The sequence below is a fragment of the Dactylosporangium vinaceum genome, from assembly GCF_019904175.1.
Lineage (GTDB): Bacteria > Actinomycetota > Actinomycetes > Mycobacteriales > Micromonosporaceae > Dactylosporangium > Dactylosporangium vinaceum.
This window is the reverse complement of the sequence record NZ_CP061913.1, coordinates 10,110,067-10,135,022: the sequence shown is the minus strand read 5'-3', so window position 1 is coordinate 10,135,022 and position 24,956 is coordinate 10,110,067. Positions and strand designations below refer to the sequence as shown.

General features: G+C 70.6%; 18 protein-coding genes. 12 read left to right on the top strand and 6 right to left on the bottom strand.

Annotated elements, in window-relative coordinates; translation table 11 throughout:
• Positions 1-56 precede the first annotated feature (56 nt).
• Entirely contained in the window at positions 57-1,262 is a 1,206-nt protein-coding gene (locus Dvina_RS45485) for a PucR family transcriptional regulator (RefSeq protein WP_246656673.1), read from the bottom strand.
• A gap of 75 nt (positions 1,263-1,337) precedes the next feature.
• A complete protein-coding gene (locus Dvina_RS45480) occupies positions 1,338-2,369 on the bottom strand; it encodes a cellulase family glycosylhydrolase (protein ID WP_223097528.1) in 1,032 nt (343 codons plus the stop codon).
• Positions 2,370-2,491: 122 nt separating this feature from the next.
• Here Dvina_RS45480 and Dvina_RS45475 point away from each other — a divergent pair, with 122 nt between their 5' ends.
• From Dvina_RS45475 to Dvina_RS45460, 4 genes are read left to right on the top strand one after another with little or no spacing between them, the layout of a single operon-like run.
• Complete coding sequence (locus tag Dvina_RS45475) at positions 2,492-4,690, top strand: HelD family protein (protein ID WP_223097525.1); 2,199 nt, start codon at positions 2,492-2,494, stop codon at positions 4,688-4,690.
• Positions 4,687-5,583: a ParA family protein gene (locus Dvina_RS45470; RefSeq protein ID WP_223097523.1), complete on the top strand. Its 897-nt coding sequence runs from the start codon at positions 4,687-4,689 to the stop codon at positions 5,581-5,583. Before Dvina_RS45475 ends, Dvina_RS45470 begins: the two co-directional genes overlap by 4 nt.
• Positions 5,584-5,597: 14 nt before the next feature.
• Positions 5,598-6,005, top strand: a complete 408-nt coding sequence (locus tag Dvina_RS45465; protein ID WP_223097521.1) for a hypothetical protein — start codon at positions 5,598-5,600, stop codon at positions 6,003-6,005.
• Positions 6,006-6,054: 49 nt separating this feature from the next.
• Positions 6,055-7,383 (top strand): TIGR04013 family B12-binding domain/radical SAM domain-containing protein, encoded by a 1,329-nt coding sequence (locus tag Dvina_RS45460; protein ID WP_223097519.1) that lies wholly within the window; start codon positions 6,055-6,057, stop codon positions 7,381-7,383.
• A 45-nt stretch (positions 7,384-7,428) separates the two neighbouring features.
• Here Dvina_RS45460 and Dvina_RS45455 read toward each other — a convergent pair whose 3' ends face one another.
• Both Dvina_RS45455 and Dvina_RS45450 read right to left on the bottom strand, forming a co-directional pair.
• On the bottom strand, positions 7,429-8,682 hold the full coding sequence (locus Dvina_RS45455) for a cellulase family glycosylhydrolase (protein ID WP_223097509.1): 1,254 nt from the start codon (positions 8,680-8,682) through the stop codon (positions 7,429-7,431).
• A 77-nt stretch (positions 8,683-8,759) separates the two neighbouring features.
• Positions 8,760-9,311, bottom strand: coding sequence for a MarR family winged helix-turn-helix transcriptional regulator (locus tag Dvina_RS45450; protein WP_223097506.1), 552 nt, complete (start codon positions 9,309-9,311; stop codon positions 8,760-8,762).
• Positions 9,312-9,409: 98 nt separating this feature from the next.
• Between Dvina_RS45450 and Dvina_RS45445 the strand changes: the two genes are divergently transcribed.
• From Dvina_RS45445 to Dvina_RS45425, 5 genes are all read left to right on the top strand, one after another.
• Positions 9,410-12,595, top strand: coding sequence for an efflux RND transporter permease subunit (locus Dvina_RS45445; RefSeq protein ID WP_223097505.1), 3,186 nt, complete (start codon positions 9,410-9,412; stop codon positions 12,593-12,595).
• Positions 12,596-14,039: 1,444 nt separating this feature from the next.
• Positions 14,040-14,681 (top strand): transporter, encoded by a 642-nt coding sequence (locus Dvina_RS45440; RefSeq protein WP_223097503.1) that lies wholly within the window; start codon positions 14,040-14,042, stop codon positions 14,679-14,681.
• Complete coding sequence (locus tag Dvina_RS45435; protein ID WP_223097501.1) at positions 14,678-14,977, top strand: winged helix-turn-helix domain-containing protein; 300 nt, start codon at positions 14,678-14,680, stop codon at positions 14,975-14,977. The genes Dvina_RS45440 and Dvina_RS45435 overlap by 4 nt, the downstream gene beginning before the upstream one ends.
• A gap of 10 nt (positions 14,978-14,987) precedes the next feature.
• On the top strand, positions 14,988-15,851 hold the full coding sequence (locus tag Dvina_RS45430) for an ABC transporter ATP-binding protein (protein WP_223097499.1): 864 nt from the start codon (positions 14,988-14,990) through the stop codon (positions 15,849-15,851).
• 17 nt (positions 15,852-15,868) lie between these two features.
• Positions 15,869-16,609, top strand: a complete 741-nt coding sequence (locus tag Dvina_RS45425) for an ABC transporter permease (RefSeq protein WP_223097498.1) — start codon at positions 15,869-15,871, stop codon at positions 16,607-16,609.
• Between the two features lie 446 nt (positions 16,610-17,055).
• Here the strand turns inward: Dvina_RS45425 and Dvina_RS45420 are convergent, their stop codons facing one another.
• Entirely contained in the window at positions 17,056-17,910 is an 855-nt protein-coding gene (locus Dvina_RS45420) for an alpha/beta fold hydrolase (RefSeq protein WP_223097497.1), read from the bottom strand.
• Between the two features lie 55 nt (positions 17,911-17,965).
• Between Dvina_RS45420 and Dvina_RS54910 the strand changes: the two genes are divergently transcribed.
• From Dvina_RS54910 to Dvina_RS45405, 3 genes are all read left to right on the top strand, one after another.
• Positions 17,966-21,556 carry an ATP-binding protein gene (locus Dvina_RS54910; protein WP_246655743.1) on the top strand — a complete coding sequence of 1,197 codons (3,591 nt, stop codon included), beginning with the start codon at positions 17,966-17,968 and terminating at the stop codon, positions 21,554-21,556.
• A gap of 625 nt (positions 21,557-22,181) precedes the next feature.
• Positions 22,182-23,321, top strand: coding sequence for a cellulose binding domain-containing protein (locus tag Dvina_RS45410; RefSeq protein WP_223097496.1), 1,140 nt, complete (start codon positions 22,182-22,184; stop codon positions 23,319-23,321).
• Positions 23,322-23,342: 21 nt separating this feature from the next.
• The gene (locus tag Dvina_RS45405; RefSeq protein ID WP_223097495.1) at positions 23,343-23,807 is read left to right on the top strand and encodes a hypothetical protein; all 465 of its coding nucleotides are present in this window, start codon (positions 23,343-23,345) and stop codon (positions 23,805-23,807) included.
• 88 nt (positions 23,808-23,895) lie between these two features.
• Here Dvina_RS45405 and Dvina_RS45400 read toward each other — a convergent pair whose 3' ends face one another.
• Positions 23,896-24,684, bottom strand: coding sequence for an aldo/keto reductase (locus Dvina_RS45400; RefSeq protein ID WP_223097494.1), 789 nt, complete (start codon positions 24,682-24,684; stop codon positions 23,896-23,898).
• Positions 24,685-24,956: the final 272 nt, after the last annotated feature.

The following is a 24,956-nucleotide window of genomic DNA, read 5'->3' as shown; positions in this document are numbered from 1 at the left end:
CCATACAAAGAACCCGCAGCGGTTCCGCCCTGTAACGGAAAGGATAAACGGACAAATCAGCCCGTTGTGGGCGGGGTCGTCGAGGCGAGTGGGTCCAGACGGCCGATCGTAAGCGCGATTCGCAGCGTAAATGCGTCCCGCGGTACCAGGGGCGTGAAACCGGTCACCTCACCGATGCGCCGCAGCCGGTACCGCACCGTGTTCGGGTGCACGAAGAGCCCGCGGGCCGCGCTTTCCAGCACGCCGCCCCCGGCGAAGAAGGCGTCGAGCGTCTCCAGCAGCTCCCCGCCGGCCCGCACCAGCGCGCCGTACACCTCCTGCCGCAGGATCCGCCGGGCCTCCGCGTCCGCGGCCAGCGCGCGCTCGGGCAGCAGGTCGGAGGAGGAGACCGGGCGGGGCGCGGAGGGCCAGGCGGGCGCGGCGCGGTAGCCGGCCAGCGCGGCCCGGGCCGACTCGGTCGCCTCGTCGAGCGACGGCACCGCGGGCCCGACCACGACCGGCCCGTCGCCGAAGCCGACCAGGAGGCGCTCCGTCGCGGCCATCGGGTCCGCGGCCCCGCCGAGCACGACGACCAGGCGGTCGCCGTGGACGCCGCCCAGAATCTCGACGCCGATCCGGCGGGCGGCTCGGTAGACGGTGTGCAGTACAGCCGCCGCCTCTCCGCCCGGAGACCGGCCCACCGCCACCGCAACCGGTGGCGCATCGGCCCATCCCAGCGCCGCCGCGCGGCTGGCCAGCACGTCGGAGGAGTCGCCCCGCAGCAGGGCGTCGACGAGCAGGGCCTGCAGGCGGGCGTCCCAGGCCCCCCGGGTCTCGGCCGCCCGGGCGTAGACGCGGGCCGCGCCGAACGCGACCTCGCGGCTGTAATACAGCACGGCCTCGCGGATGCCCGTCTCCTGCCCGGGCGCGGCCAGCAGCGGCAGCTGCTCCTCGACGACCTCGATCGTGACCCGGATGAGCTGCACCGTCTGGCCCAGGTTGATCGAGCGGGCGAGCGCGCGCGGCGCCGCGTCGAAGAACTCGTCGGAGTTGTCGGCCGGGGCCGGGCCGCCCTTGTCGCGGCTGCGCAGCCAGTCGACGAGCGAGCGCACGCCGGCCTGGGCGACGAGCATGACCCACGCCCGCTGCTCCGCCGGCAGGTCGCGGAACCAGGGCAGCGTCTCGTCCATCCGGGCCACGCTCGCCGTGGCCAGGGTGCCGGCCGCCCGCTCGATCGAGCGGACGCTCTCCTCCAGGGAGCCCGGTGCCGCCCGCTTCTCCACGCCGCCGAGCACCTCGGGCAGCTCCGGGAGGTTGGGCTGCAGGTCGTTCACCCGCATAGCTTTGCACGGCGGCACTCACCGGGCGGCGGCCAGCCACAGCCGTCCGTAGACCGCCGCCGGCCGCGCGGTCGCGCGCAGCCCGTCGGGGCCGTCCACCAACCGGTGCCCCCAGGCCGTGAGGCGCTGCGGGTGAAAGTCCGAGACGACGTCGAGATAGTGGTACTGCGGGCTGTTGCCGCTCCACGCCCAGCCCAGATAGCCCAAGCCGTACTCCTGGCAGTAGGCCATGATCGCGTCCTCGTCCGGATCGCCGTACTCGTGCAGGGACGAGAACTCCCCGACGACGATCGGCAGCCGCTGCGCCACGAAGTGCCCGAGATACCCGGAGACCTTGTCCGCGGTGTCGAACGGCCCGTACATGTGCACGTCGAAGACGACGTTGCGGATCGGATCACTCGCGAACACGGTGGCCGCGTGGTCGTACATCACCCGGAACGCGTCGTTGCCCCAGTTGGGCGCGTCGACCATTATCGCGTGGCCGAACCCGGCCGCGCGCAGCCTCGCGATCGCCGCCGCGGTCTCGCCGACCCAGTCGATGCTCACCGCGTGCCCGGACGGCTCGTTGGCCAGGTTCAGCACCACGTACGGCTCCTGTCGCCGCAGCACGTCCCGCAGCGTCAGCCAGTAGTCGGCGGCCTCGGCGATGCTCGCCGCACCGGGCTGGGCCCCGTACCCCATCGTGTCGTGCACGTCGAGCACGCAGATCAGCCGGGCGTCCTTGCAGCGCTGTACGATCCCGGCCACGGCGGCCGGCCGCGTCGCCGGCCACTCGTGCCCGCTGGACAGCGCCACCCGCACGGCGTTCGCCCCGGTCGCCCGGATGTCGTCGAAGACCGACGCGGGTCCGGGCCCGAACGCGTACCCGTGGTTCACCCCGCGCAGCACCAGCGGTTCGCCGCCCGATTCGACAAGGCGGCCGCCGGCCACGTGGATGCCCTCGGGTGAGCGCCCCGACGCCGGAAACATCGCCGGGGTGAGATATGCCGCACCCAGCAGGGCCAGCAGTAATGCCGGGAACGCCGACCTGACCACGAGCAGTCTGACCACGGCCGAGCGCTACCCGGGCAACCGCCACTCACCCATTGCACCGAGGGTGATTCGGCCGCGCGGGGATCGACCCTGCTCCGTCGCTCGGGGTAGCGTGAGGCGCACTCGTCCGAGGGAGTTCTGTGGATTCCAAGGCAGCCGAGATCGCTGCTGAGCAGCAACACTTCGATCTCGCCCACAAGCATCGCGAGCGGGCTCGGGCGGAGCTGGGGGAGTCCCCGGACGCCGCCGCCAACGCCGGCGCGGGCCGCTCCCTGTTCGGCTTCCGCCGCAACCGCCGGGACAGCATGGCCGCTGCGGACCACGCCGTGGCCCTCGGGCGAGCCGATCTCGACGACGAGCGCCTCTACATCGGCCACGAGCCGATCTTCGACGACCAGCGGCAGCTGCTCGTCATCAGCTGGAAGTCCGAGTTCGCGAAGCGGTACTACGAGGCGTCGGTCGAAGATCCGCACGGTCTGACGCGCAAGCGCACCTTCACCACCGAGGCGAACCGGATCCTGGACTTCCAGGACCTGATCTTCGAGCAGCTGGCCGCCGACGTCGAGGCCCTGGAGGGGCCCGACGCCGCCCTGCTCGGGGAGCTGGACCGGGCCCGCACCGGCGAGATGCACGACATCGTGGCCACCATCCAGGCCGCGCAGTACCGCCTGATCCGCTTCCCGCTCGAGCACGTCCTGGTGATCGAGGGCGGCCCCGGCACCGGCAAGACCGCCGTCGCCCTGCACCGCGTCTCCTGGCTGCTCTACAACGAGCAGGACCGCCTCCGCCCGCGCGACGTCCTGGTCGTCGGGCCACACCCGGCGTTCACGCGGTACATCCGCCGCGTCCTGCCGAGCCTCGGCGACACCGACGTCGAGCAGATCGACATCGACCAACTCGGCCCGCCGGTCCAGCGCGGCCGCCAGGAGGACCCCGCGACCCACCGCCTCAAGGGCGAGTCCCGGATGGCCGGCTTCCTGGCCCGGGCCCTGGAGGCGCGCATCGGCGCTCCCGAGGCGGCCGAGCGGATGCTGTTCGACGGCCGCTTCCTGACCCTGACCGGCGCCGAGGTCGCGGCCGAGGTGACAGCGGCCCGCCGCGCTCCCGGCGCCTACGCCCACCGCCGCCAGCGCCTCCGCGCCCGCCTGGCCGAGCTGGTCCGCGACCGCGGCGGCCCCCTCGAAGCCGAGCGCCTGGCCCCGGTCGAGAACCTCCTCGAGCGGCTCTGGCCGCTCCAGAGCCCGGCCGCGTTCCTGCGCGGCCTGTTCGGGTCGCGCAGCCGCATGGTCGCCGCGGCCGGCAGTGCATTTTCGGAGCAGGAGATCTCGCTGCTGTACCGCCGGGGCGCCGACCGGCTCAGCGCGCAGATCTGGAGCGCGGACGACGTACCGCTGCTGGACGAGGTCGACGAGCTGATCAACGGCGCCACCGGCCGCTACCGCCACATCGTCGTGGACGAGGCCCAGGACCTGTCCCCGATGCAGCTGCGCTCGCTCGGACGCCGCTCGGCCAACGGCTCCTTCACCCTGGTCGGCGACCTGGCCCAGTCCACCGGCGCCTGGGCCCGCGACTCCTGGGACGAGGTCACCGAGCACCTGCCGCCGCAGCAGCAGCGGGCCATCGCCAACCTGAAGTACGGCTACCGCGTCCCGCGCCAGGTGTACGAGCTCGCGGCCATGCTGCTGCCGACCGCGGCGCCCGGCGTCGAGCCCACGAAGGTCGTCCGCGAGGGCCCCGCCGACCCCGGCACCCACGTCGTCGAGCCGGGGGAGCGGGCCGGCCGCGTGGCCCAGATCGCCCGCGACCACCTGGAAGCCCAGCGCTTCGTGGGCATCATCTGCCCGGCGGTGCTGCGCCCCGAGCTCGAGTTCGCCCTCCACGCCAACGACCTCCCGTGGGGCCGCGCCGACCAGGGCGAGCTGGACCGCACCCTCAACCTGGTCTCCCCGCAGGAGGCCAAGGGCCTGGAGTTCGACGCGGTGATCGTCGTCGAGCCGGAGGAGATCGTCGCCGAGGACGTCCGCGGCCACCGCCTCCTGTTCGTCGCGCTGACCCGCACCATCCGCTACCTCGACATCGTGGCCAGCGGCGACACCCTGCCCCTGGAGCCGGCCACGTCTCTGGCGGCGCCGTCGATCCCGCGCCAGCGCCGCGTCATCGAACCCGACCCGGACCCGACGATCGAGCTCTCCCTCCTGGACCGCGTGGCCGAGGACCTGGCCGCGATGGTCGCGGGCGGCGCCCCGCAGCCGCTGTGGGACGAGGTCCTGCACCGGGCCGCCGCCCTGCTCGACGAGCGCGCGGGCCGCGACCGCCCGAAGGGCCGCCACTCGCGATGAGCGTCGTATCCGTCATCAACTACAAGGGCGGCGTCGGCAAGACCACCGTCACCGCCAACCTGGGCGCCGAACTGGCCGCCCGCGGCCGCAAGGTGCTCCTGATCGACCTGGACCCGCAGGCCAGCCTGACGTACTCCTTCTACCGCCCGTCCGACTTCACCGAGCAGCCCACGATCCGCTCCTGGTTCGACGCCTTCGTCACCACAAGGGCACCGGAGCCCCTGTTCAAGTACGTCCTGGCCCCCCACGCGGTGAACGCGATCGTCCAGCCCATGGGCGGCAACCTGCACCTCATCGCCTCCCAGCTGGGCCTGGTCGATGCCGACCTGGACCTGGCGGCCGGCCTCGGCGGCTCCCGCTTCCAGAAGAGCAGCCCCAGATACCTGCAGGTGTACCGCCTGCTGGCCGACGCGCTCGCGGACCCCTCGTTCAACAAGTACGACACCGTGCTGATCGACTGCCCGCCGAACTTCAACCTGGTGACCCGCACGGCGCTGGTGGCCAGCGACCACGTGATCGTCCCCGCCCGCCCCGACTACCTCTCCACGCTGGGCATCGACCTGCTCCGGACCCGGCTGTCGGCGCTTGTCGAGGACTACAACTCCGTAGCTCCCACGCCGATCAACCCGGAGATCATCGGGGTGGTGTACACGATGGTGCAGTACACCGCGAACGGCCCCCTGCTCACGCAGCAGACCTCGGTCCAGGCGACGACCGAGATCGAGATGCCGGTCTTCCGGCAGACGATCCGCGACAACAAGTCAGCGGTGACCGAGGCGGGCCTGCGCGCCGTCCCGGCCGTCCTGTCCCCGCAGGGCACCGCGGCGGTCGAGAATCTACGCTACGAACTGCAGCAGCTGACGAGCGAGTTCCTGGCCCGCACCAGACCGTGAAAAGATTGGTTGCCATGACCACCCCAGCCGACCTGGCCCACGAGGTGCTCCTCCGCGTGGCCGCCTTCGTGAAGTCGCTGCCCGCCGACCAACTGGCCGACCTGGCCTCCGGCGAGGCCAAACTGGAGTTGGTCCCGAAAGCCGGCCGCTCCCCGCGCCCACCCCGCCGGCCCGCCGCCGCGGGAGCAGCCCTGTCCCGCCCGGTCACCGAGATCCAGGACATGCTCTCCCAGCTGGAAACCCGCCAGGCCGCCACCCAATACCTCAACGACCTGAAACTGACGGTCCCGCAACTCAAAGAACTGGCAAAGGTCCTGGGCATCCCCGCCCCCGCCAAGTCCACGAAGACCACCCTGACCACCACCATCGTCGACACCACCACCGGCCGCCGCGCCGACAGCCTCGCCCTGAGCGCCCCCTAGCCCGATATCTGCGGACCGGCCGGCACCAGGCATCCCGGCCCCTGCCAGGATGGGACACGTGAGCGGCGTCGACCTCGTTCTGATCCTGCGGTACCGCAAGGCGGTCACCTACGGCCACCACGTGCTGCTGGCCGCCCTTGAGGAGCACAGGACCACGACGAGCTACGAGGTGGTCTTCGCCGAGTCGGCCACCGCCACCGTCGAGGCCATCAGGGCGTCCCGAGGCGCAGCCCGGACCCTGGTCCTGTGGAGCTTCTACTCCCCGGACGCCGCCGCCCTGGCCGACGAGCTCACGACCATCAGGGAGCAGGCGCCGGGAGCCGTCCACGTCGCCGGCGGCGTCCACGCCACCGCCGAGCCCGTCCGCACCCTGGACGCGGGCTGGGACATCGCCGCCGTGGGCGAGGGCGAGAGCACCCTGCTGACCCTCGTGGACCAGGGCGGCGACCCGACGGGCATCCAGGGCCTCGTCTACCGCGACGCCGCCGGCAACCTCATCAGGACCGGCAAGGCCCACCGCGAACCGCTGGGCACCTACAGGGCGTTCCCGCTTACCTACAAGCGCATGAACCCCATCGAGATCACGCGGGGCTGCGTCTACGCCTGCCGGTTCTGCCAGACGCCGTTCATGTTTTCGGCCCGGTTCCGGCACCGGTCGGTCGAGAACGTGCGGTGGCATGTCGATCGGATGCGGGAGCTCGGGAAGCGGGACGTCCGGTTCATCACGCCCACGTCGTTGTCGTACGGGGCGGATGACGAGGAGCCCAACCTGGAGGCGGTCGAGGAGCTCCTGGCCAGCTGCAAGGAGGGGATCGGGCCCGGTGGGAGGGTGTTCTTCGGGTCGTTTCCCAGTGAGATCCGGCCCGAGCACATGAGCGTCGGCGCGCTCGCGCTCGTCAAGAAGTACTGCGCGAACGACAACCTCATCGTCGGGGCGCAGTCGGGGTCGGAGCGGGTGCTCGAGGCGGCCAAGCGGGGGCATGACGTCGAGTCGGTGCGGCGGGCGGTGCGGCTGGGGATCGCGGCCGGGTTCCGGATCAACGTCGACATGATTTTCGGGATGCCGGGGGAGGACCCGGCCGACGCGGAGGCCTCGCTGCGCCTCGCGACCGAGCTGGCCGGGCTCGGGGCGCGGATCCACTCGCACGTCTTCATGCCGCTGCCGGGCACGCCCTGGCGGGATGCGGCGCCCGGGGACGTGGACCCCGAGACCATCAAGGCGGTCTCGCGGCTGGCTCAGCAGGGGGCGCTCTACGGGCACTGGGAGAAGCAGCGGCAGCATGCGCAGCAGCTGGCGGCCGCGGCGGCGGAGAGTCCGCGGCCCGGGAAGAGCCGGACGCTGCTGCCGATGAAGACCGTCACCAAACCGGCCGGCTGAGCCGGGCCGCGGTCCCGGGCGCGCGGCCGGCGGTGCGGTGCCCTGTCAGGCCGGTGGTGTCACGGCGTAGACGGCGGCCGAGCGCGGGCCTCGGATGCCCAGCAGACTTCGAGCATAAATGGCGAAGGTGTACTCCCTGGAGCCCTTCAAGCCGCGCAGCGTCACCGCGGTGCGGGCGGTCGCGGTCAGGCGGGACTCGCCTGCGCCGTTCACGGCGACCACGAGATAGGTCGTGCCGGTGGCGTGGCGGGGCCAGGTGAGCGTGACGGAGCTCGACGTGACGTTCGTGACGTTGAGTGAGGCACTGGCAGTACCATTGCGGAACATCGTTGCTTCTCGCGTGTCGGTGGAAATGCCGTTCGGTCCCGAAAGGAACCGCTCGCCCCAGGCGGTGCGGCTGGCCGGATTGAAGTCGTGCACCAGGTCGAGGTAGCTGTAGGGCTTGTCGTTGCCGCTCCACGACCAGCCGAAGTAGCCCACGGAATGCCCCTCCGCGTAGGCCATGATGGCGTCCTCGTCGGGGTCGCCCCACTCGTGCTCGCCGGAGAACTCGCCGATGATGATCGGCAGCTTTCGCCGGGTGTACGCACCGAGGTACGAGTTCACCTTCGCGGCGTTGTCGAACTCTCCGTACATGTGGATGTCGAACACCGTGTTGCCGGCCGGGTCGGCGGCGCGGATCTGCTCGGCGTTGTCGCGCATCACGAACGCCTCGTCCTGACCCCAGCCGGGCGCGTCGACCATGAGCGTGTGCTTGAAGCCGGCCGCGCGCAGGGCCCGGACCGCGGCCGCCGTCTGCTGTGACCACGGCCAGTCACCGCCGATGCCGAACGGCTCGTTGGCGACGTTGATGATGACGTGGTCCTCGTGGCCGGCGAGCTCGTCCCGCAGCGATGTCCAGAACGCCACCGCGTCGGCGATCGTGGCCGCCTTCTTGTCCTGGCCGAAGCCGGTCGTGTCGTGCGCGTCGAGGATGCAGATCAGGCGCTCCTGGCGACAGAGCGTGACGATCGTGTGGACTTCCTCCGGCTTGGTCCGGCGGAACTGGTGGCCCATCCCGAGCGGCACCCGGACCGCGTTGGCGCCTGTGGCTTTGATGGCGGCGAACGAGCCGTTCTTGTCCGGGTACCAGATGAAGTCGTGGTTCACCCCGCGCAGCACCAGGTCGCTGCCGTTGGCCTCGACGAGCCGCCCGTTGCGGACGTGCAGGCCCGCCGGCCTCGGCTCGGGCGCCGCGGTGGCCGGCGTCGGCAGCAGGATTGCGCTTGTGACGAGGACGAGGACGAGCACGCTCCGCATGGGCTTCGCGGCTACCCGGGCCCGCCGCGGGTATTTGCCCGGGGCGGGGTGAACCGGGGTCCGGCCGGGCGCGTGTCCTAGTGCGGATGGGCCGCCTCAGTGGCCGTGACCGGAAACGTCGGGGCTGACCGGTCGCTCGGCTGAGCCGGCCCATCCTCGGCCTGGTGCTCGGCGGCCGCCTGCTCGGCGATGTCGGCCGCGGCCGCCTCGATGACCCGCTCCAGTACCGATGCGAGCATGCCGAGGGTCTCGTCGTCCAGCCGGCGCAGGAGCCGCTGCTGTGACTGGGTGCCACCGTCCGCGATCTCGGTGAGCAGCTTGCGGCCCGCCGGGGAGAGGTGGATGCGGCGGATGCGGCGATCCTGCTGATCCTCCGTGCGCGTGACGTAGCCCTGGGTCACTAATCGATCGACGATCCCCGAGAGCGTGGCCAGGCTCACACCGAGGCGGCGGGTGAGCTCGGCCGAGGCGATGCCGTCGTGCCGGGACAGCAGCATAAGCACCTTGAGCTGCTGCATCGTGAGGTTAACTGAGAACAGGGGATTGGTGCGGTCGTATGCGAGCAGGGCGCGCATGCGTTCGTCGGCGGCGGCGACGCGTTTGAGGAGCGCTTCCCTGTGACTGTTCACAGGAAAGTTTTACCCCCTGGATAAACTTTGCGCCAGGCGAACCGTTAGCATCACACGAACTAACGTATGTCGTAGCCGATTGGAAGAAGACTCCAGACATGTCGTTCCTCGCCCGGCTCAGTTTGGCGAACCGGGGGCTGGTCGCGATCATCGCGATCGTCGTCCTGGGCTTCGGCGCCATTGCCATTCCATCGCTGAAACAGCAGCTCATCCCCTCCATCGAGTTCCCGGCGGCCTTCGTCGTCGCGTCCTACCCGGGCGTGTCGCCGGACATCGTCGAGGAGCAGGTGACCAAGCCGATCGAGAGCGCGCTGCAGGGCGTGCCCGGCCTCTCGGACATCACCTCCACCAGCCGCGAAGGCGTGGCCACGGTGCAGGTGTCGTTCGAGTTCGGCACCTCGGTCGACGACATCACCAACAAGATGAACACGGCCATCGCCCGGGTCCGGGCCCAGCTGCCGGCCGACGTCGACCCGCAGGTCATCGCCGGCTCGACCGACGACCTGCCGGCCGTGGTGCTGGCGGCCTCCCGCAGCGGTGACCAGATCGCCTTCGCGCAGCAGCTCGACCAGGTCGTCGTACCGGCGCTGCAGGGCATCGAGGGCGTGCGCCAGGTCGAGGTGACCGGCGCCGCGAAGCAGAACGTGCTCATCACGCTCGATCCGGCAAAGGCGTTCCCGGCCGGGGTCAACGGACAGTCGCTGACCGCCGCGCTGAAGTCGAACGGCATCTCCTTCCCGGCGGGTACCCTGACCGAGGGCGACAAGTCCCTCGCGGTGCAGGTCGGCGGCACCCTCAACACGCTCGACCAGCTCAAGAACCTCAACGTCACGCCGACCGCGAAGCTCGGCGACGTGGCCACGGTCGAGCTCAAGACGGTCGAGGCCACCTCGATCACCCGTACCAACGGCAAGGCCAGCCTCGGCATCGCGGTCACGGCCGCGCCGGACGGCAACGCCGTGAAGATCTCCCACGCGGTCCGCGACAAGCTGGCCGACCTGGAGAAGTCGCTCGGCGGCGACACGAAGCTCACGTCGGTCTTCGACCAGGCGCCGTTCGTCGAGTCGTCGATCAAGAGCCTCTCCACCGAGGGCGCACTGGGCCTGCTCTTCGCGGTCCTCGTGATCCTGGTCTTCCTGTTCTCGCTGCGCTCGACGATCGTCACCGCGGTGTCCATCCCGCTCTCGGTGGTCGTGGCGCTCATCGGCCTCTGGGTCGGCGACTACTCGCTCAACCTGCTCACCCTCGGCGCGCTCACCATCGCCATCGGCCGCGTGGTCGACGACTCGATCGTGGTGCTCGAAAACATCAAACGACATCTGGAGTACGGCGAGGAGAAGATCCACGCGATCCTCACCGGCGTCAAGGAGGTCACCGGCGCGGTCGTCGCCTCGACCCTCACCACCGTCGCCGTGTTCCTCCCGATCGGCCTGGTCGGCGGCCTCGCCGGCGAGCTGTTCCGGCCCTTCGCGGTGACCATCGCCGTGGCCCTGCTCGCCTCGCTGCTCGTGGCGCTGACCGTGGTGCCGGTGCTCGCGTACTGGTTCCTGGGCCGTCGCCGGACCGCCCTGAGTGAGGCGGAGCGCGAGGAGATCGAGGCCAAGGCCCACGAGAAGGAGCGGCGCAACCTGCTCCAGCGCACCTACGTGCCGATCATCAGCTGGGTCACCCGCAGCCGCGCCACCCGCTGGATCACCGTGGCCGCCAGCATCGTCGTGTTCATCTTCACGATGGGCCTGGCCACTCAGCTGAAGACGAACTTCATCGACCAGTCGGGTCAGACGGAGTTCGCCATCTCCCAGGAGCTGCCGGTCGGCTCCAGCCTGGCCACCACCGACGCCGCGGCCAAGAAGATCGAGGACCTGCTGGCGAAGCGGAGCGACATCAAGGCGTACCAGGCCACGATCGGCGCCTCCGCGGGCTTCGGCTTCGGCGGTGCCCAGTCCGGCAACACGGCCAACTTCTCGGTCACCGCGGTGGACGGCACCGACGTCGAGAAGGTCATCGACGAGCTGCGCTCCGAGGTCACCGCGGCCGGCGACAGCGTCGGCACCGTGAAGATCACCGCGGGCGGTGGTGGCGGCGGCTCGGGCGACCAGCTCGAGGTCGTCATCAAGGCCAACAACCCCGACGACCTCGCCAAGGCCGCCGACCAGGTCACCGCGGCCATGAAGGAGGTCTCCGGCGTCGCCGACGTCGAGAGCAACCTCGCCGCCAGCAACCCGCGCATCGACGTCAAGGTGAAGCGCGACCAGGCCGCGAAGTACGGCCTGAGCGACGCGGCCGTGGGCGGCATCGTGTCCGCGGCGTACCGCGGCCAGACCCTGACCCAGATGACGATCGACGGCTCCCAGCGCGACCTGGTGCTCCGCTCCGGACCGGCCCCGACGTCCCTGGACCAGCTCAAGACGCTGACGATCCCGGTGCAGGGCAACCCGCCCTTCGTCCGGCTCGACCAGATCGCCGACGTCACCCAGGACACCGGCCCGGTCGCCATCACCCGCATCGACGGCAACCGCAGCGCGTCGGTGACCGGCCGCGCCGACAGCGACAACCTCGGCGCCGTCTCCACCGCCCTGCAGAAGAAGCTGGACTCGCTGACCTTCCCGGCCGGCGCGACGGTCACCCTGGGCGGTGCCACGCAGGACCAGAACGAGGCCTTCGGGCAGCTGGGCCTGGCGATGCTGGCCGCGATCGCGATCGTGTTCATCATCATGGTGGCCACCTTCAAGAGCGTCGCCCAGCCGCTGATCCTGCTGGTCTCCATCCCGTTCGCCGCCACCGGTGCGATCATCCTGCTCCTGGCGACGGGCACCCCGCTCGGCCTGCCCGCCATGATCGGCGTCCTGATGCTCATCGGCATCGTGGTCACCAACGCCATCGTCCTCATGGACCTGATCAACCAGTATCAGGAAGGCGGCATGCACGTCCGCGAGGCCGTGGTGGAAGGCGGCCGACGCCGCCTGCGCCCGATCCTCATGACCGCGGTGGCAACGATCTGCGCCCTGCTCCCGATGGCGGTCGGCCTGACCGGCGAGGGCGGCTTCATCTCCCAGCCGCTGGCCATCGTGGTGATCGGCGGCCTGGTGAGCTCGACGCTGCTCACCCTGGTCCTGGTGCCGACGCTGTACACCATGGTCGAGTCCACGAAGGAAAAGCGGCGCCAGCGCCGAGAGGGCAAGCACGCCTCTCCGCTGACCGCCCCCGACCCCGACACCGACGGCCCCGAACCGGACGGCCGCCACCGCGTCGACCCGCTGGAGCCGGCCCCGTCGCCGCTCTGACCAGCACCACCTTGGGGCGGGCCTGAGCAGCCAGCTCTGACCCGCAACCGCACCACGGAAGGCCGGCCCTCGTCGCGAGCGGCCGGCCTTCCGCTTGCTAGGCGCACCTTCGCTGTCGTCCACTCACGGGCTAGGCGCAGCGTCGGCCCTGCCGTCCACCTGCTGGTTAGAACCCGCACGAGATTCGGCCGCGCAAGTACTCCCACGAGCAACGGACGGCATGCCGGTACACGGGTCGGCAACAGAAGCTTTCCCGACCGGCACTGTCCTCACCCGATCGACCGGCGGGCGCGCCCGCCGGCCCGGAGGCGGTCGACGCTCTGGTCAAGCCGGTGGAGGACCACCGCGACGAGATCGCCGTGATCGTCGCCGGCTACCCAACGACATGCTGCACTTCCCGGCCGCCAACGCCGGCCCGGCCTCTCGCTTCACGCGGGCCCTGACTCGCACACGCCATGACCTTTCACGCACGCCTTCGTGCTCCGAGTCCGCCAGGGCCCTTCGGGTGGCGTGTCCATCCTGCGCGCGCTGGTTGAGCGTGCCTGTCCCGGTTTCCTCTCGCAGGAGGAGGCGTTCGTCGGGCGCACCGCCGCGGGTGACGATCGTCGACGTTGACGACTGTCGGGGCGTGTCGACTGCGGACGTGGACGGTCGTGCGAGCCGCGTGAGCGGTTCGGTCCTGCGTGGGCTGGTTCACCGTGCCGGTCCCGGTTTTGTGGGTGACGATCGTCGGCGTTGACGACTGTCGGGGCATGTCGGCTGTGGGAGTGGACGGTCGTGCGAGCCACGTGAGCGGTTCGATCCTGCGTGGGCTGGTTCACCGTGCCCGTCTCGGTTTCGCGGGTGACGATCGTCGACGTTGATGACTATCGGGGCATGTCGGCTGTGGGAGTGGACGGTCGTGCGAGCCGCGTGAGCGGTTCGATCCTGCGTGGGCTGGTTCACCGTGCCCGTCTCGGTTTCGCGGGTGACGATCGTCGACGTTGATGACTGTCGGGGCATGTCGGCTGTGGGAGTGGACGGTCGTGCGAGCCACGTGAGCGGTTCGATCCTGCGCGGGCTGGTTCACCGTGCCGGTCCCGGTTTTGTGGGTGACGATCGTCGGCGTTGACGACTGTCGAGGCATGTCGACCGCGGACGTGGACGATCGTGCTGGCCGCTTGTGCGGGTTGATAGTCGTCGACGTTGACGATTGTCAGGGCATGTCGACTGCGCGGGTGGACAAGCGTGCGGGTCTTGCGTGCGCCTGGATAGTCGTCGATGTCGACGATTGTCCAGGCCGAGACGTTCGCGGCCGGAATGTGCGGTGCGCTGGCGGGCGTCCTTCGGCCTCCAGACGTGTCGTAGATCGTGGTGGAGATCCTGACAAGGCCGCTGGTGCAGGTGAGAGTGCCTCCGACTTGGCCTGTTGAGGTAAACGAGTTTATAGCGTAAAGTTCTTTGCATGACCCCCGTCGATGACGATGCGCCCCCGGCTTCGGCCGCTGACTCTCTGGAGTTGATCCGCAAGGAGCAGCTGGCTGTTGGCAAGGCGATCTCGCTCAACCCGCTGATGTACTACGCGCCGTGGGGGTTGGCCTGGTTCGTTGGGTTCGGGCTGCTGTTCCTGCGGTACGGGCCGGATCAGCGAGTGTTCGTCAACCTGCCGGACTGGCTGCCGCTCGTCGCGCTGTTCGTGCTCATGGCGCTCGCCATGGTTGCCACGACCGTCACCAGCGTCGTCCGGCAGCGTGGCTTCGAAGGGCAGTCGGCCTGGAGGGGAACGGCCTACGGGTTTGCCTGGTTCCTGTCGTTCGCCGGCATGGGTACGACGCTCGGGCGGATCGCCGACCTGCTGCCCGAACCCGAGCGCGGGCTGCTGTGGGCCTGCTCGTCAGTAGGGCTCGTCAGCGCGATGTACATGTGCGGCGCGGCCATCTGGCTGTCGCGCGACATGTTCATTTTCGGGGCGTGGCTCACCGTCATCAACATTGCGGGCGTGATCGCGGGGCCCGGCTGGCATTCGCTTGTCATCTCGCTCGGCGGCGGTGGCGGGCTGATCGTGCTCGGGGTGCTGCTGACGCTGAAGGAAAGAAAAGGCCGTTGAGCGAACTGGATCCCGTGATTCACGTGCAGGCCCGGCTACGGATCATGGCTGCGCTCTCGAGTCTCGGCGAAGGGGACCGCATGACGTTCCCCAAGCTTCAGGAACTTCTCGATATGACGGCCGGCAATCTCTCGGTACACCTGACAAAGCTTGAACAAGCGGGATATGTCGAGGTCGTCAAGTCGTTCCGCGGACGGACGCCCACGACCTCGGCCTGTCTCACCCGGCGCGGGCGCGTCGCCTTCGACGACTACACCGCCGCATTACGCGCACTCATCGACCCTCCGAAGACCTAGGGGTAAAGCCATGCTGCTCGCGCGCACCGTCGAGGTCAGCCGCCGCTACGGCGAAACCCTCGCCCTGGACAGCGTTTCGCTCGACATTCCGCAGGGCGGCGTCCTCGGTCTTTTGGGGCCGAACGGCGCCGGCAAGTCCACGCTCATCAATTTGCTGGTCGGTCTGCGGCGGCCGACGAGCGGCACCGTCGAGCTGTTCGGCGGCGACCCGAGAAAGCCCGAGAACCGCCGCCGAATCGGCATGACACCCCAGGAGACCGGGCTGCCGGCGACATTGCGGGTGCGCGAATGCGTCGAGTTCGTCGCGCAGCATTTTCCGGATTCAGTACCGCCCGCAGCCCTCCTCGACCGCTTCGGCCTGACCGACGTCGCCAGGCGGCAGACCGGCGGGCTCTCCGGGGGCCAGAAGCGCCGCCTCGCCGTGGCCCTGGCCTTTGTCGGCAAGCCGCGCCTGGTCTTTCTCGACGAGCCGACGACCGGGCTCGACGTGCAGGCCCGAAGGGCGCTGTGGGACGCAATTCAAGGATTTTCGCAGGACGGCGGGACAGTCGTCCTCACCAGCCACTACCTCGAGGAGATCGAGGCTCTCGCCGACCGCGTAGTGGTCGTCGGCCAGGGCCGCATCCTGGCCGACGACACCGTGGCCGCGATCCGCTCGATGGTCGGCATCCACCGCGTCAGCCTCGACGTGGCCGACCTGCCCGAACTTCCCGGCGTCGTAGGCGTCGAACAGGCCGACGGGCGCACCTCGCTGCTCACCCCCGACGCCGACCAGCTGGTCCGCGACCTCGTGCAAACCGGCGTGCCGTTCCACGGCCTGCAGGTCCAGCCGACCACGCTCGAAGAGGCGTTCCTGACGCTGACGAAAGCCTGACGGACCGGAGAAGAGCCATGACCACGCTGCCCCTCACCCACGCCCGGTTCCGCATCCTCGAGACGATCCGCATCCCGATCGCGGTGATTGGCGGTGCGTTCTTCCCGGCCGCATCGATGCTGTTCTTCGTCGTACCCTTCGCCGGCGACGACCCCGTCGGCGCCACGTTCGCGACCGCCTCGATGGTGATGTTCGCGGTAATGACGAGCTGCCTGTTCAACTACGGCGTCGGTGTCGCCGAGGACCGGGCCCAGCCCTGGGACCCCTACACCCGCACCCTCCCGGCCGGCCCGGCCGCCGCGTTCGCCGGCCGCATCCTGTCCGGGATGACGTTCATGACGATCTCGCTACTCCCCGTGGTCATCATCGGTTGGCTGTTCACCGCGGCCACCGTGAGCTGGACCGGCCTGCTCCTCGCCGTCGGCGCGGTGGTCCTCGGCGCGCTGCCGTTCACGTTCATGGGCCTGGCCATCGGATACGCACTGCCGATGAAGGCCGCCCTAGCCGTCGCCCAGATCATCTTCTTCCCCATGGCGTTCGGTGGCGGCCTGCTCTCGGCTCCCGGCCAGGCCCCCGGCTTCGTCGAGACGATCGCCCCGTACCTCCCGACCCGCGGCGCGGTCGAGCTCGTCTGGGCCGCGGTCGGCAAATTCGACGTCGATCCCAAATCGATGATTTCGCTGGCCGTCTGGACGATCGTCATGGCCGCCCTGGCCGCCTGGGCCTTCCGCCGCGACGAGGGCGCCCGCTTCAACTGACGGGGGGAGGCGGGCGCCCGACGCGTGCCCCCGGTGTCAACCAGACGCCGGGGGCACGCACCGCAGCCGCCTTGGCGCACCGGAACGTCCATCAAGCTCGATGCGCGCTGGGGCCGATCCGCCCGCGCACCCACTCCCGCCCGCCCTGCCCCGCCTCGCGTCGGCCCGCCTCGCGTCGGCCCGCCCTGTGCCGGCCTGCCTTGCGCCACCCCGAATTGCGCTGGCCGCCTTGCACCGCCCCGCTCGGCACGGTCCGCGCGAGGTGGGCCAGCACGGTGAGCGGGGCCGGGAGGTCTCAATGCCCGGGCGGCGTGGCTGGGTCCGCTGCCGGCGGTGGCGCTGCTGGGGACGCTCGGGGCGGCAGAGCGGGATCGTGTCGGACGGTCTGCGGACGCCAGGTTGAAGTGCTGGAGGAGCGTGCGCGGTCCTGCCGCCGGTCTACCGGGCTACCGGTCCAGCAGTGCGAGCAGGTGACGTACCACCAATTCCGGATCCTCTTCAGCCATGAAGTGACCGGCCGTGACGGTCTGGTGGGTCAGGTCGGTGGCCCAGGCGCTCCAGCGGGCCTTGGCGTCGAAGCCCAGCGCCGCGCCCCAGTCCTGTTGCAGCACCGTCACCGGCATCTGCAGGCGGCGGCCCGCGGCCCGGTCGGCTCGATCGTCGTCGACATCGATTGTGGCGGTCGCACGATAATCACTGATTATCGACGGGATCGCGTTGCGAGACGCGCGGAGATAGACCTCGCGAAAGTCCGCCGGGATCGATCCGTTGCCCCACGTGTCGAGGAAGTGGCCGAAGAAGACGTCCGGCGCGCCCGCGATCAGCCGCTCGGGCACCGGCGCCGGGGCGGCCATCAGGTACAGGTGGAAGCCGACGACACCGCCGGTACCCTGCAGTACCTCCCAAGAATCAAGCGTCGGGAGGACGTCGAGCGACGCCAGGTGCGTCACGTGCTCCGGGTGGTCGAGGCCGGCCCGGATCGCGACGAGCGCCCCGCGGTCGTGCCCGGCGAGCGCGAACCGCTCGTGTCCGAGCGCCTGGGCCAGCGCGATTACATCGGCGGCCATCACTCGCTTGGCGTAGGCGGCGGTACCGTCCGGCTTGTCGCTGTCACCGTACCCGCGCAGATCCGGGCAGATGACCTGGTAGCCGGCGTCCGCCAGCCGCGGTGCCACGTGCCGCCACATCAGGTGCGTCTGCGGAAAGCCGTGCAGCAGCACGATGGGCTGGCCACTACCCAGTGTAGCGACGTTGAGCGTGACGGACGGTGCGACCTCGACGCGGCGGTACGAAAAATCCATGCCCTGAGCCTGTGCCGCACGGATGAGCAACCGATCAGCGGCGGATAATCGCACCGTGCCGTCCTTCCGGGTGCTGGGCCCATTACAAGCCGAAGACCCGGATGTCGTACTGCTGAAAGGCCCGCGACACCGCACCGTACTCGCGCGATTACTCATCGCCCGCGGGCGCGTCGTCCCCGTCGACGTCCTCACCGATGACGTCTGGTCCGGCGCTCCGCCACCGGGAGCGCTTGCCGCATTACGCACCTTCATCGCCGACCTGCGCCGCGCCCTGGAGCCGAACCGCCCGCCACGAACGCCACCGCGCCTCCTCGTCACCATCCCACCCGGGTACGCCCTGCATACCGCACCCGGCACAGTCGACGCCGACCGCTTCGAGGCCGTCGCCGTCGACCCGTCGGCACCGCTCGAGGCGCTGAACGAGGCACTGGCGCTGTGGCGCGGGGAGGCGTACGCAGAGTGGTCAACCGAAGGCTGGGCCCGCGCCGAGATCGAGCGCCTGGACGAACTGCACCAGCTCGCCACCGAGCGTCGCGCGGCCGCCCTGCTGACGCTCGGCCGCCACGCCGAGGCCGCGTCCGACCTACGTCGATTCGTGACGACGCATCCCCTGCGCGAGGAGTCATGGCGCCTGCTGGCGCTGGCCCTGTACCGCAGCGGCCGCCAGGGTGACGCCCTCGCCGCACTCCGTGAGGCCCGCCAGGTCCTGGCCGCGGAGCTGGGCATAGATCCCGGTCCATCGTTACGCAGCGTAGAGGCCGACATCCTCGCCCAGTCCCCGACGCTCCTACCCGAACCGCCGCCCACCCCCGCACCCGTCTCCACGGCGGCGCCCCCACTCGACGCCCCGCCCGCGCCGACTTCCGCGCTTGAGTCCAAGTCTGCACCGCCCGCGTCTGCGCGCACCGCTGTGGCGTCGCCTGGGCCCGCGGCGTCCGTGCCCGTGTCAACGGCTTCCGCGTCCGCGCACGTCTCCGCGCCGTCGCCTGGGCCTTCTGCGCTTGAACCCGCATCCGCGCCAGAGGCCGCGGCGGCGTCCGCGCCCGAGACGGCGGCGGCGTCCGCGCCCGAGACAGCGGCGGCGGTGCTCGCGCCCGAGACAGCGGCGGCGGTGCTCGCGCCCGAGACAGCGGCGGCGTCCGCGCTCGAGACGGCGGCGGCGTCCGCGCCCGAGACGGCGGCGGCGTCCGCGCCCGAGACAGCGGCGGCGTCCGCGTCTGTGCGCACGGCAGCGGCTGTGGCTGGGTTTGGGCGTGCGCCTATGGGTGGGGCTGTCGGTCGCGAAGAGGCGTTGGCGGGCCTGCGGTCGGTTGGGCCGGTTGCGGTTGCTGGCGGTAGGGCGGTCGCTCTGGTTGGGCGGGACGCGGAGTTGGCGCGGCTGCGGTCGGGCGGGAGGGTTGTGCTCGTTGAAGGTGAGGCCGGTGCGGGGAAGAGTGCGCTGGTTGAGGCGTTCGCGGCCGAGCTCACCGGGTGGACGGTGCTGTGGGGGAGGGCCGGTGAGTACGAGGGCGCGGCCGGTACGTGGCCCTGGAGCGATCTGCGCACCGCCGGCGCCGAGTTGGCTGCCCGCCCAGGGCCGGTGCTGCTCGTCGCCGAGGATCTCCACCGGGCCGACCAGGACACCCTTGAGCTGCTGACCTCCCTGCCACCCGCGGTTCGGCTGCTCGCCACCGCGCGTGACACCGACCCGTCGCCGCAGCTGACCGCCGCCCTCGCCCGTCTGGCTCGCGCGGAGCCGCTTCGCATCCGGCTCGGGCCGCTGCCCGAGCCGGCCGTCGCCGCCCTGGTGCATGAGGTCGTGGGGCGGGCGGTCGAGGGTGCGGCAGTACACCGGATATGGGAGCGATCCGGTGGGAACCCCTTCTTCGCCCGGGAACTCGCCCGCCTGCTGGCCGCCGAGGGGCCGGCCGCGCTGGCGTCGGTCCCACCGGGTGTCCGCGACGTCATCCGGCACCGGTTGGCGCAGCTGTCGCCATTCGCCCGTCTGGTACTGCGTCAAGCCTCCATCCTCGGGCGCGACGTCGACCAAGAGCTGCTGACGGCCGTCGTAGCAACGAACGCCGTCGACCCGGACCGGCTGACAACCGTCGTGAAAACGAACGCCGTCGACCCGGGCCAGCTGACGGCCGCCGTGAAAACAAACGCCGTCGACCGAGACCGGCTGACGGCCGTCGGGAATACGGACGACGTCGATCGAGAGTCGATGACGACCGTCGTGAATACGGACGACGTCGATCGGAAGTCGATGACGACCGTCGTCGAAGCGGACGTGGTCGACGCGCTCGAGGAAGCGACCCGGGCCGGCTTCCTGCAGGACGCGAGCAGATTCGCGCACATTCTGGTGCGTGACACCGTGTACGGCGATGTCTCCGCCCCGCGCCGCTCCACCTGGCACCGCGCGGCGGGGGAGGCCCTGGAGCGGCTGTCTCCGGACGACGTCTTCTCGCTGGCGTACCACTTCACGCACGCCGCCACGCGAGGCACCCGCCCGAGGGCCGCTCGCTACTCGGCCCTCGCCGCCGCCGAGGCTGAACGGCGCAGCAACCCCCACGAGGCGGCCCGTCTGTGGCGGCAGGCGCTCGCGCACGACCCGGCCGGCACCGACGCGATGCTCGGCCTGAGCCGCGCCCTGGCCCTCATCGGCCACCTCGCGGAGTCGCGCAGCCTCCGGGCCGCGGCGCTCGACGCGGCGGACCCTGTGGTGATGCTCGGCGCGTTCGACGTACCCGCGATATGGCCTCGAAACGACGACGAGCAGCTGTCGGCCCGGATCGTGTCCGCGGCGACGGCGGCCCTGCCCGGCACCGGCGGACCGGTCCGGGCGCGGCTCCTGCTGGCGCTGGCCATGGAGCTCCGAGGCGCCTCCGACTCCCGGGGCGCCGACGCCGCCGCGGAGGCTTACGCGCTGGCCGGCGACGACCTGACGCTGCGTGCACTGGCCCTGAACGCCCGGTTCCTGCACAGCTTCACGACGCCGGGCCGGGCCGCGACCCGCCTGGCCCTGGCCGGCGAACTCCTGGCCCTGTCGGCGAGCCACGACATGGCCACGTTCGAGGTCCTGGCCCACCTGATCGCCCTGCAGTCGGCGTGCGCGCTGAACGACTTCGCCCTGGCCGACACGCACGCGGCGGCCGCGGACCGGCTGGCGGTGCGGTACACGCTGCCGGTCGTCCCCGTCTTCACGCAGTGGTACGCCGCGCTACGCCTGGCGGCGTCCGGCGCTTACGACCAGGCGGAGTCCGCGTACCGGACCGCCGACGCCCACCTGGCCACCGCCGGCATGCCGGGGATGCACGAGGGCCTGCTCGGGCTGGCGCTGCTGTCCATAGACCGGTGGACCGCCGCCGACGACCTGGGCCCGCACGAGCCGTGGGCCAGGCCGCTCCTCCTGGCCCGAGCCGGCCGCCGGACCGAGGCCGGAGCCGCGTTGCGGGCGCTGCCGCCGTCGCCGCACGACCTGCTGTGGGAGGCCAGACTGAGCCTGGCCGCGCGGGCCGCGATCGAGCTGCACGACGGCAACGCTCTGTGTTCGCTGGCCGCCGAACTGCGCCCGGCCGCGCACGAGCACGCCGCCGGTAGCGGGGTGCTCACGTTCGGCCCCGTCGCCGGGTATCTGAACCGGTGCGATACTGACGAGCATGCATAACCGAAAGGCTCATGCCGCGTAGGCGGCCAGGCGACCTCCGCCCGCCGGTCCCTGTCCCGGACCCGTGGCGCAGGCCGTATTCGAGAATCTCCGGGCTCTCCGGAAGCGCCCAGGGCGTCATCGCCCGCCTCGAACGGCGCACCTTCACACCCGGCGCGACAGCGGCAGCATTACACCGCTGGCCGAAGCTCGTCTACCAGCCGGGCCACCCGCCGTACGACGACACGTACACCGGGTGCGGCGTGCCGAGCTGCTGCCCGGAGCCCGCGGACGCCGACCAACTGCTGCAGGCCGTCGTCCGAGCCCTCCCGACTCGAGACGCCCGGGCCCTCCGCCGCCGGCTGGCCATCCTCGCGCGACTCCAGAAAGCGAAATGGCCGGACTGAATCCTGTCCGGGGCGCGGGCGTGCGATGGCAGTTTCAATTGTCGATCACGGCGACCCGATCGGTGCCGAGCCGATTCGCGGGTGCGTCATCGAAACGCTCGCCGGGGCGCGGCCTGGGATATTGCCGGGCGCTTCGCGCGGAAGTGGACCGGCCCGGGGTACCCCCGGCACAAAGATCGAATCGGCCCGCTCATCGAGAGCGCGCGCGATTGCGAAATCGGCTCCTAGAATCCACGGCCATGAATCAACTTCTGGTGGCGCTCGTCGTTGCCGCGCTCGGCGTGCCGGCCGCCGACGGGGCAGCGACGGCGACGTTCGTGAAGCAGAGCGAATGGAGTACCGGGTATACCGGACAGTTCGACCTCAGCAACGGTACCGCGAGCCCGTGGACCTGGAAGGTGGAGTTCGACCTTCCCGTGGGCACCTCCGTGGGCAATTTCTGGGGCGCCACGGTAACCCGCAGCGGCGATCACTACGTGGCGACGGGCGCGGCCTGGAATGCGACAGTCGCGCCGGGCGGCGCCACCAACTTCGGCTGGGTCTCGCTGGGGACGGGCAGCCCGCAGAACGTCTCGGTAAACGGTGGCGGCACCAGTAACGGCCCCGACATCCGGCCGCCGTCCACGCCGCAGAATCTGCGCTCGGTCGTCGGCACCACCACATTCACGCTGCGCTGGGATGCGGCAAGCGACGACACGGCCGTCAAATCGTACGAGGTATACAGCGGGGTCAATCTCCTCGCCACCGTGAGCGGCACCGAGTACACCATGGGCATGCCGCCGCCGATGATCTACACCTACCGGGTGCGGGCGCTCGACGCGGCCGGGAACGCCTCGCCGTACGCCGTCATCACGCCCGGTGGCCAGCCCGACACGACAGCGCCGACCGCCCCGGACAGCGTCTACCCGGGGTCGACGAAAATCATGTGGACGGCGGCGACCGACAACGTGGCCGTCGCGGGCTACGACGTGTACATCAACAGCGACCACTACGGCGCGACGAGCGCACTGAGCCTCAACGTGCCACCGATCGGCTTCGGCTCCTTCTCGTTCACCGTCATCGCGTTCGACGGCGCCGGGAACCGGTCGGCGCCGCGCACCGTCCGCGTGGCCGTCGACCCGGGCCCGACCTCGGACTGGTCCAGCCCCACGGCCCCGGCGAACCTGCGGGTGAGCGTCACCGGGTCGACGGCGACCTGGACGTGGAGCGCGTCGAGCGACAACGTGAAGGTCGCCGGTTATCAGGTCTTCCACGGCAACGACTGGGTCGGCAACGTCACCGGCACCAGTTTCACCGAGCCGCTGCCGCTCAAGGACGTCCGCGTGCGGGCCTTCGACCCGACCGGCAACAAGTCGGGATTCGCGGTGCTGGCCGCGTGATCGCGGCCCCATAATGGCGCCGTGGAGAGGTGGCTGCCGTTCCGGCGTTCACGCCCGGACCGGGTCCTTGACCTGGTCCGGCGCGTGGCCGAGGCGCGGGACCCGGGCGAGCACGGCGACGGCGTCGAGGTGGTGCTCGAGGCGCCCCGGACCAAGTGGTGGCGGGCGCTGTTCGACCGCGACGACACGCTCGCGCAGGCGCGGATCGTGGTGACCCGGGCCGGCGGCGAGGTGCGCTACCCGTTCGACATCCAGCTCGTCACCGCGTACGGCGCCGGCGCCGCCCACCGCCTCGGGACCCGGCCGGGGTGGGCGGTCAGCAACTCGGCCGGCCTGGCGTTCGTGATCCAGAAGGGTACGCACCGGACGGCCTTCGACTTCGAGGAGCTCACGATGGGCGCCATCGCGGCCCTGGCCAAGCTGCGCCGCAAACCCCAGGAGCGGGGCTGGCGCGTGCGCATCGACCGGAACGTCAAGCGCCAGTAGGAGCGCCCGGCAAGAGGCCACGCGGCCCGGACCTCGCCCGGCCCGTCCGGCGCCGGTGGTCCTGACCTGTTGCCGGTCGCCCCGTCCGTCACGAATTGCCGGTGAACCCGCCATCGATCGTGGCGATCTCCTCGGATGTGAGCTCGAACGACAGTACGGCCAGGTTCTCCCGCATCCGCGAAACGTGCGTGGACTTCGGGATGATCACGATGTCGTGGTGGAGCTGCCACCGCAGGATGACCTGCGGAACCGTCACCCCGTGACCCTCCGCGATCGCCACGAGACGCGGATCGCCGAGCGGCGTGTTCTTGAGCGAGCTGTACCCCTCCACGATCACGCGGCGGGACCGCATGTCATCGAGGAATCGCGGATCGTGCTGCGCCGGGCTCCACGCGACCTGGTTGACGACGGGCGTCTCGCCGGTCTCCTTGATCAGCTCGTCGACCAGCCCGGTGTCGTAATTGCTGACCCCGGCGGCCCGAATGCGCCCGGCGTCGCGCTGCTCCAGGACCGAAATCCACGTCGGCAGCGATTTTCCGCGGGCCGGCGGCCAATGGATGAGCCACAGGTCGACAAAGTCGACGCCGAGCGCCTTCAGGCTGGCCTCGAGCGTCTGCCGCTCCCGCCCCGCATGCGACGGTGGCAGCTTGGTGGTGATGAACAGATCGTCCCGATCGAGCCCGCTGTCGCGCAGCGCCCGCCCGATCTCCTCCTCGTTGCCGTACATGGTTGCCGTATCGATGTGCCGGTACCCGGCGTCAAGCGCGGCCCGGGCCGACTCGTAAGCCGAGCCGCCCGTAATCTGCCAAGTCCCGAAACCGATGGTCGGGAGGTTCACGCCCGGCGCCAGCTCGACGGCTGGAATTTCGTGTGCCATACCTCAATACTGCCCGATACATGAGAAGACCGCCGTCCAATGTGGACCCCGCGGGCGTCCTTCTCCCTTAACTTCCGCTTTGGTACTCCCAGTGCCCACACGAATACGCAAATGCCCGCCGCCACCGGGCATCCCGCAACTTGCACATTGGACGATGCGTTTCGATTGCCCCGAAAATATGGCCGCGCCGCCGCGGGGTGCGTCACGTTTGGCGGCAACGACGTGACGCTGCGCAGTCGAGCGCGATCGCAGTCTATTGACGGCCGTGCGTA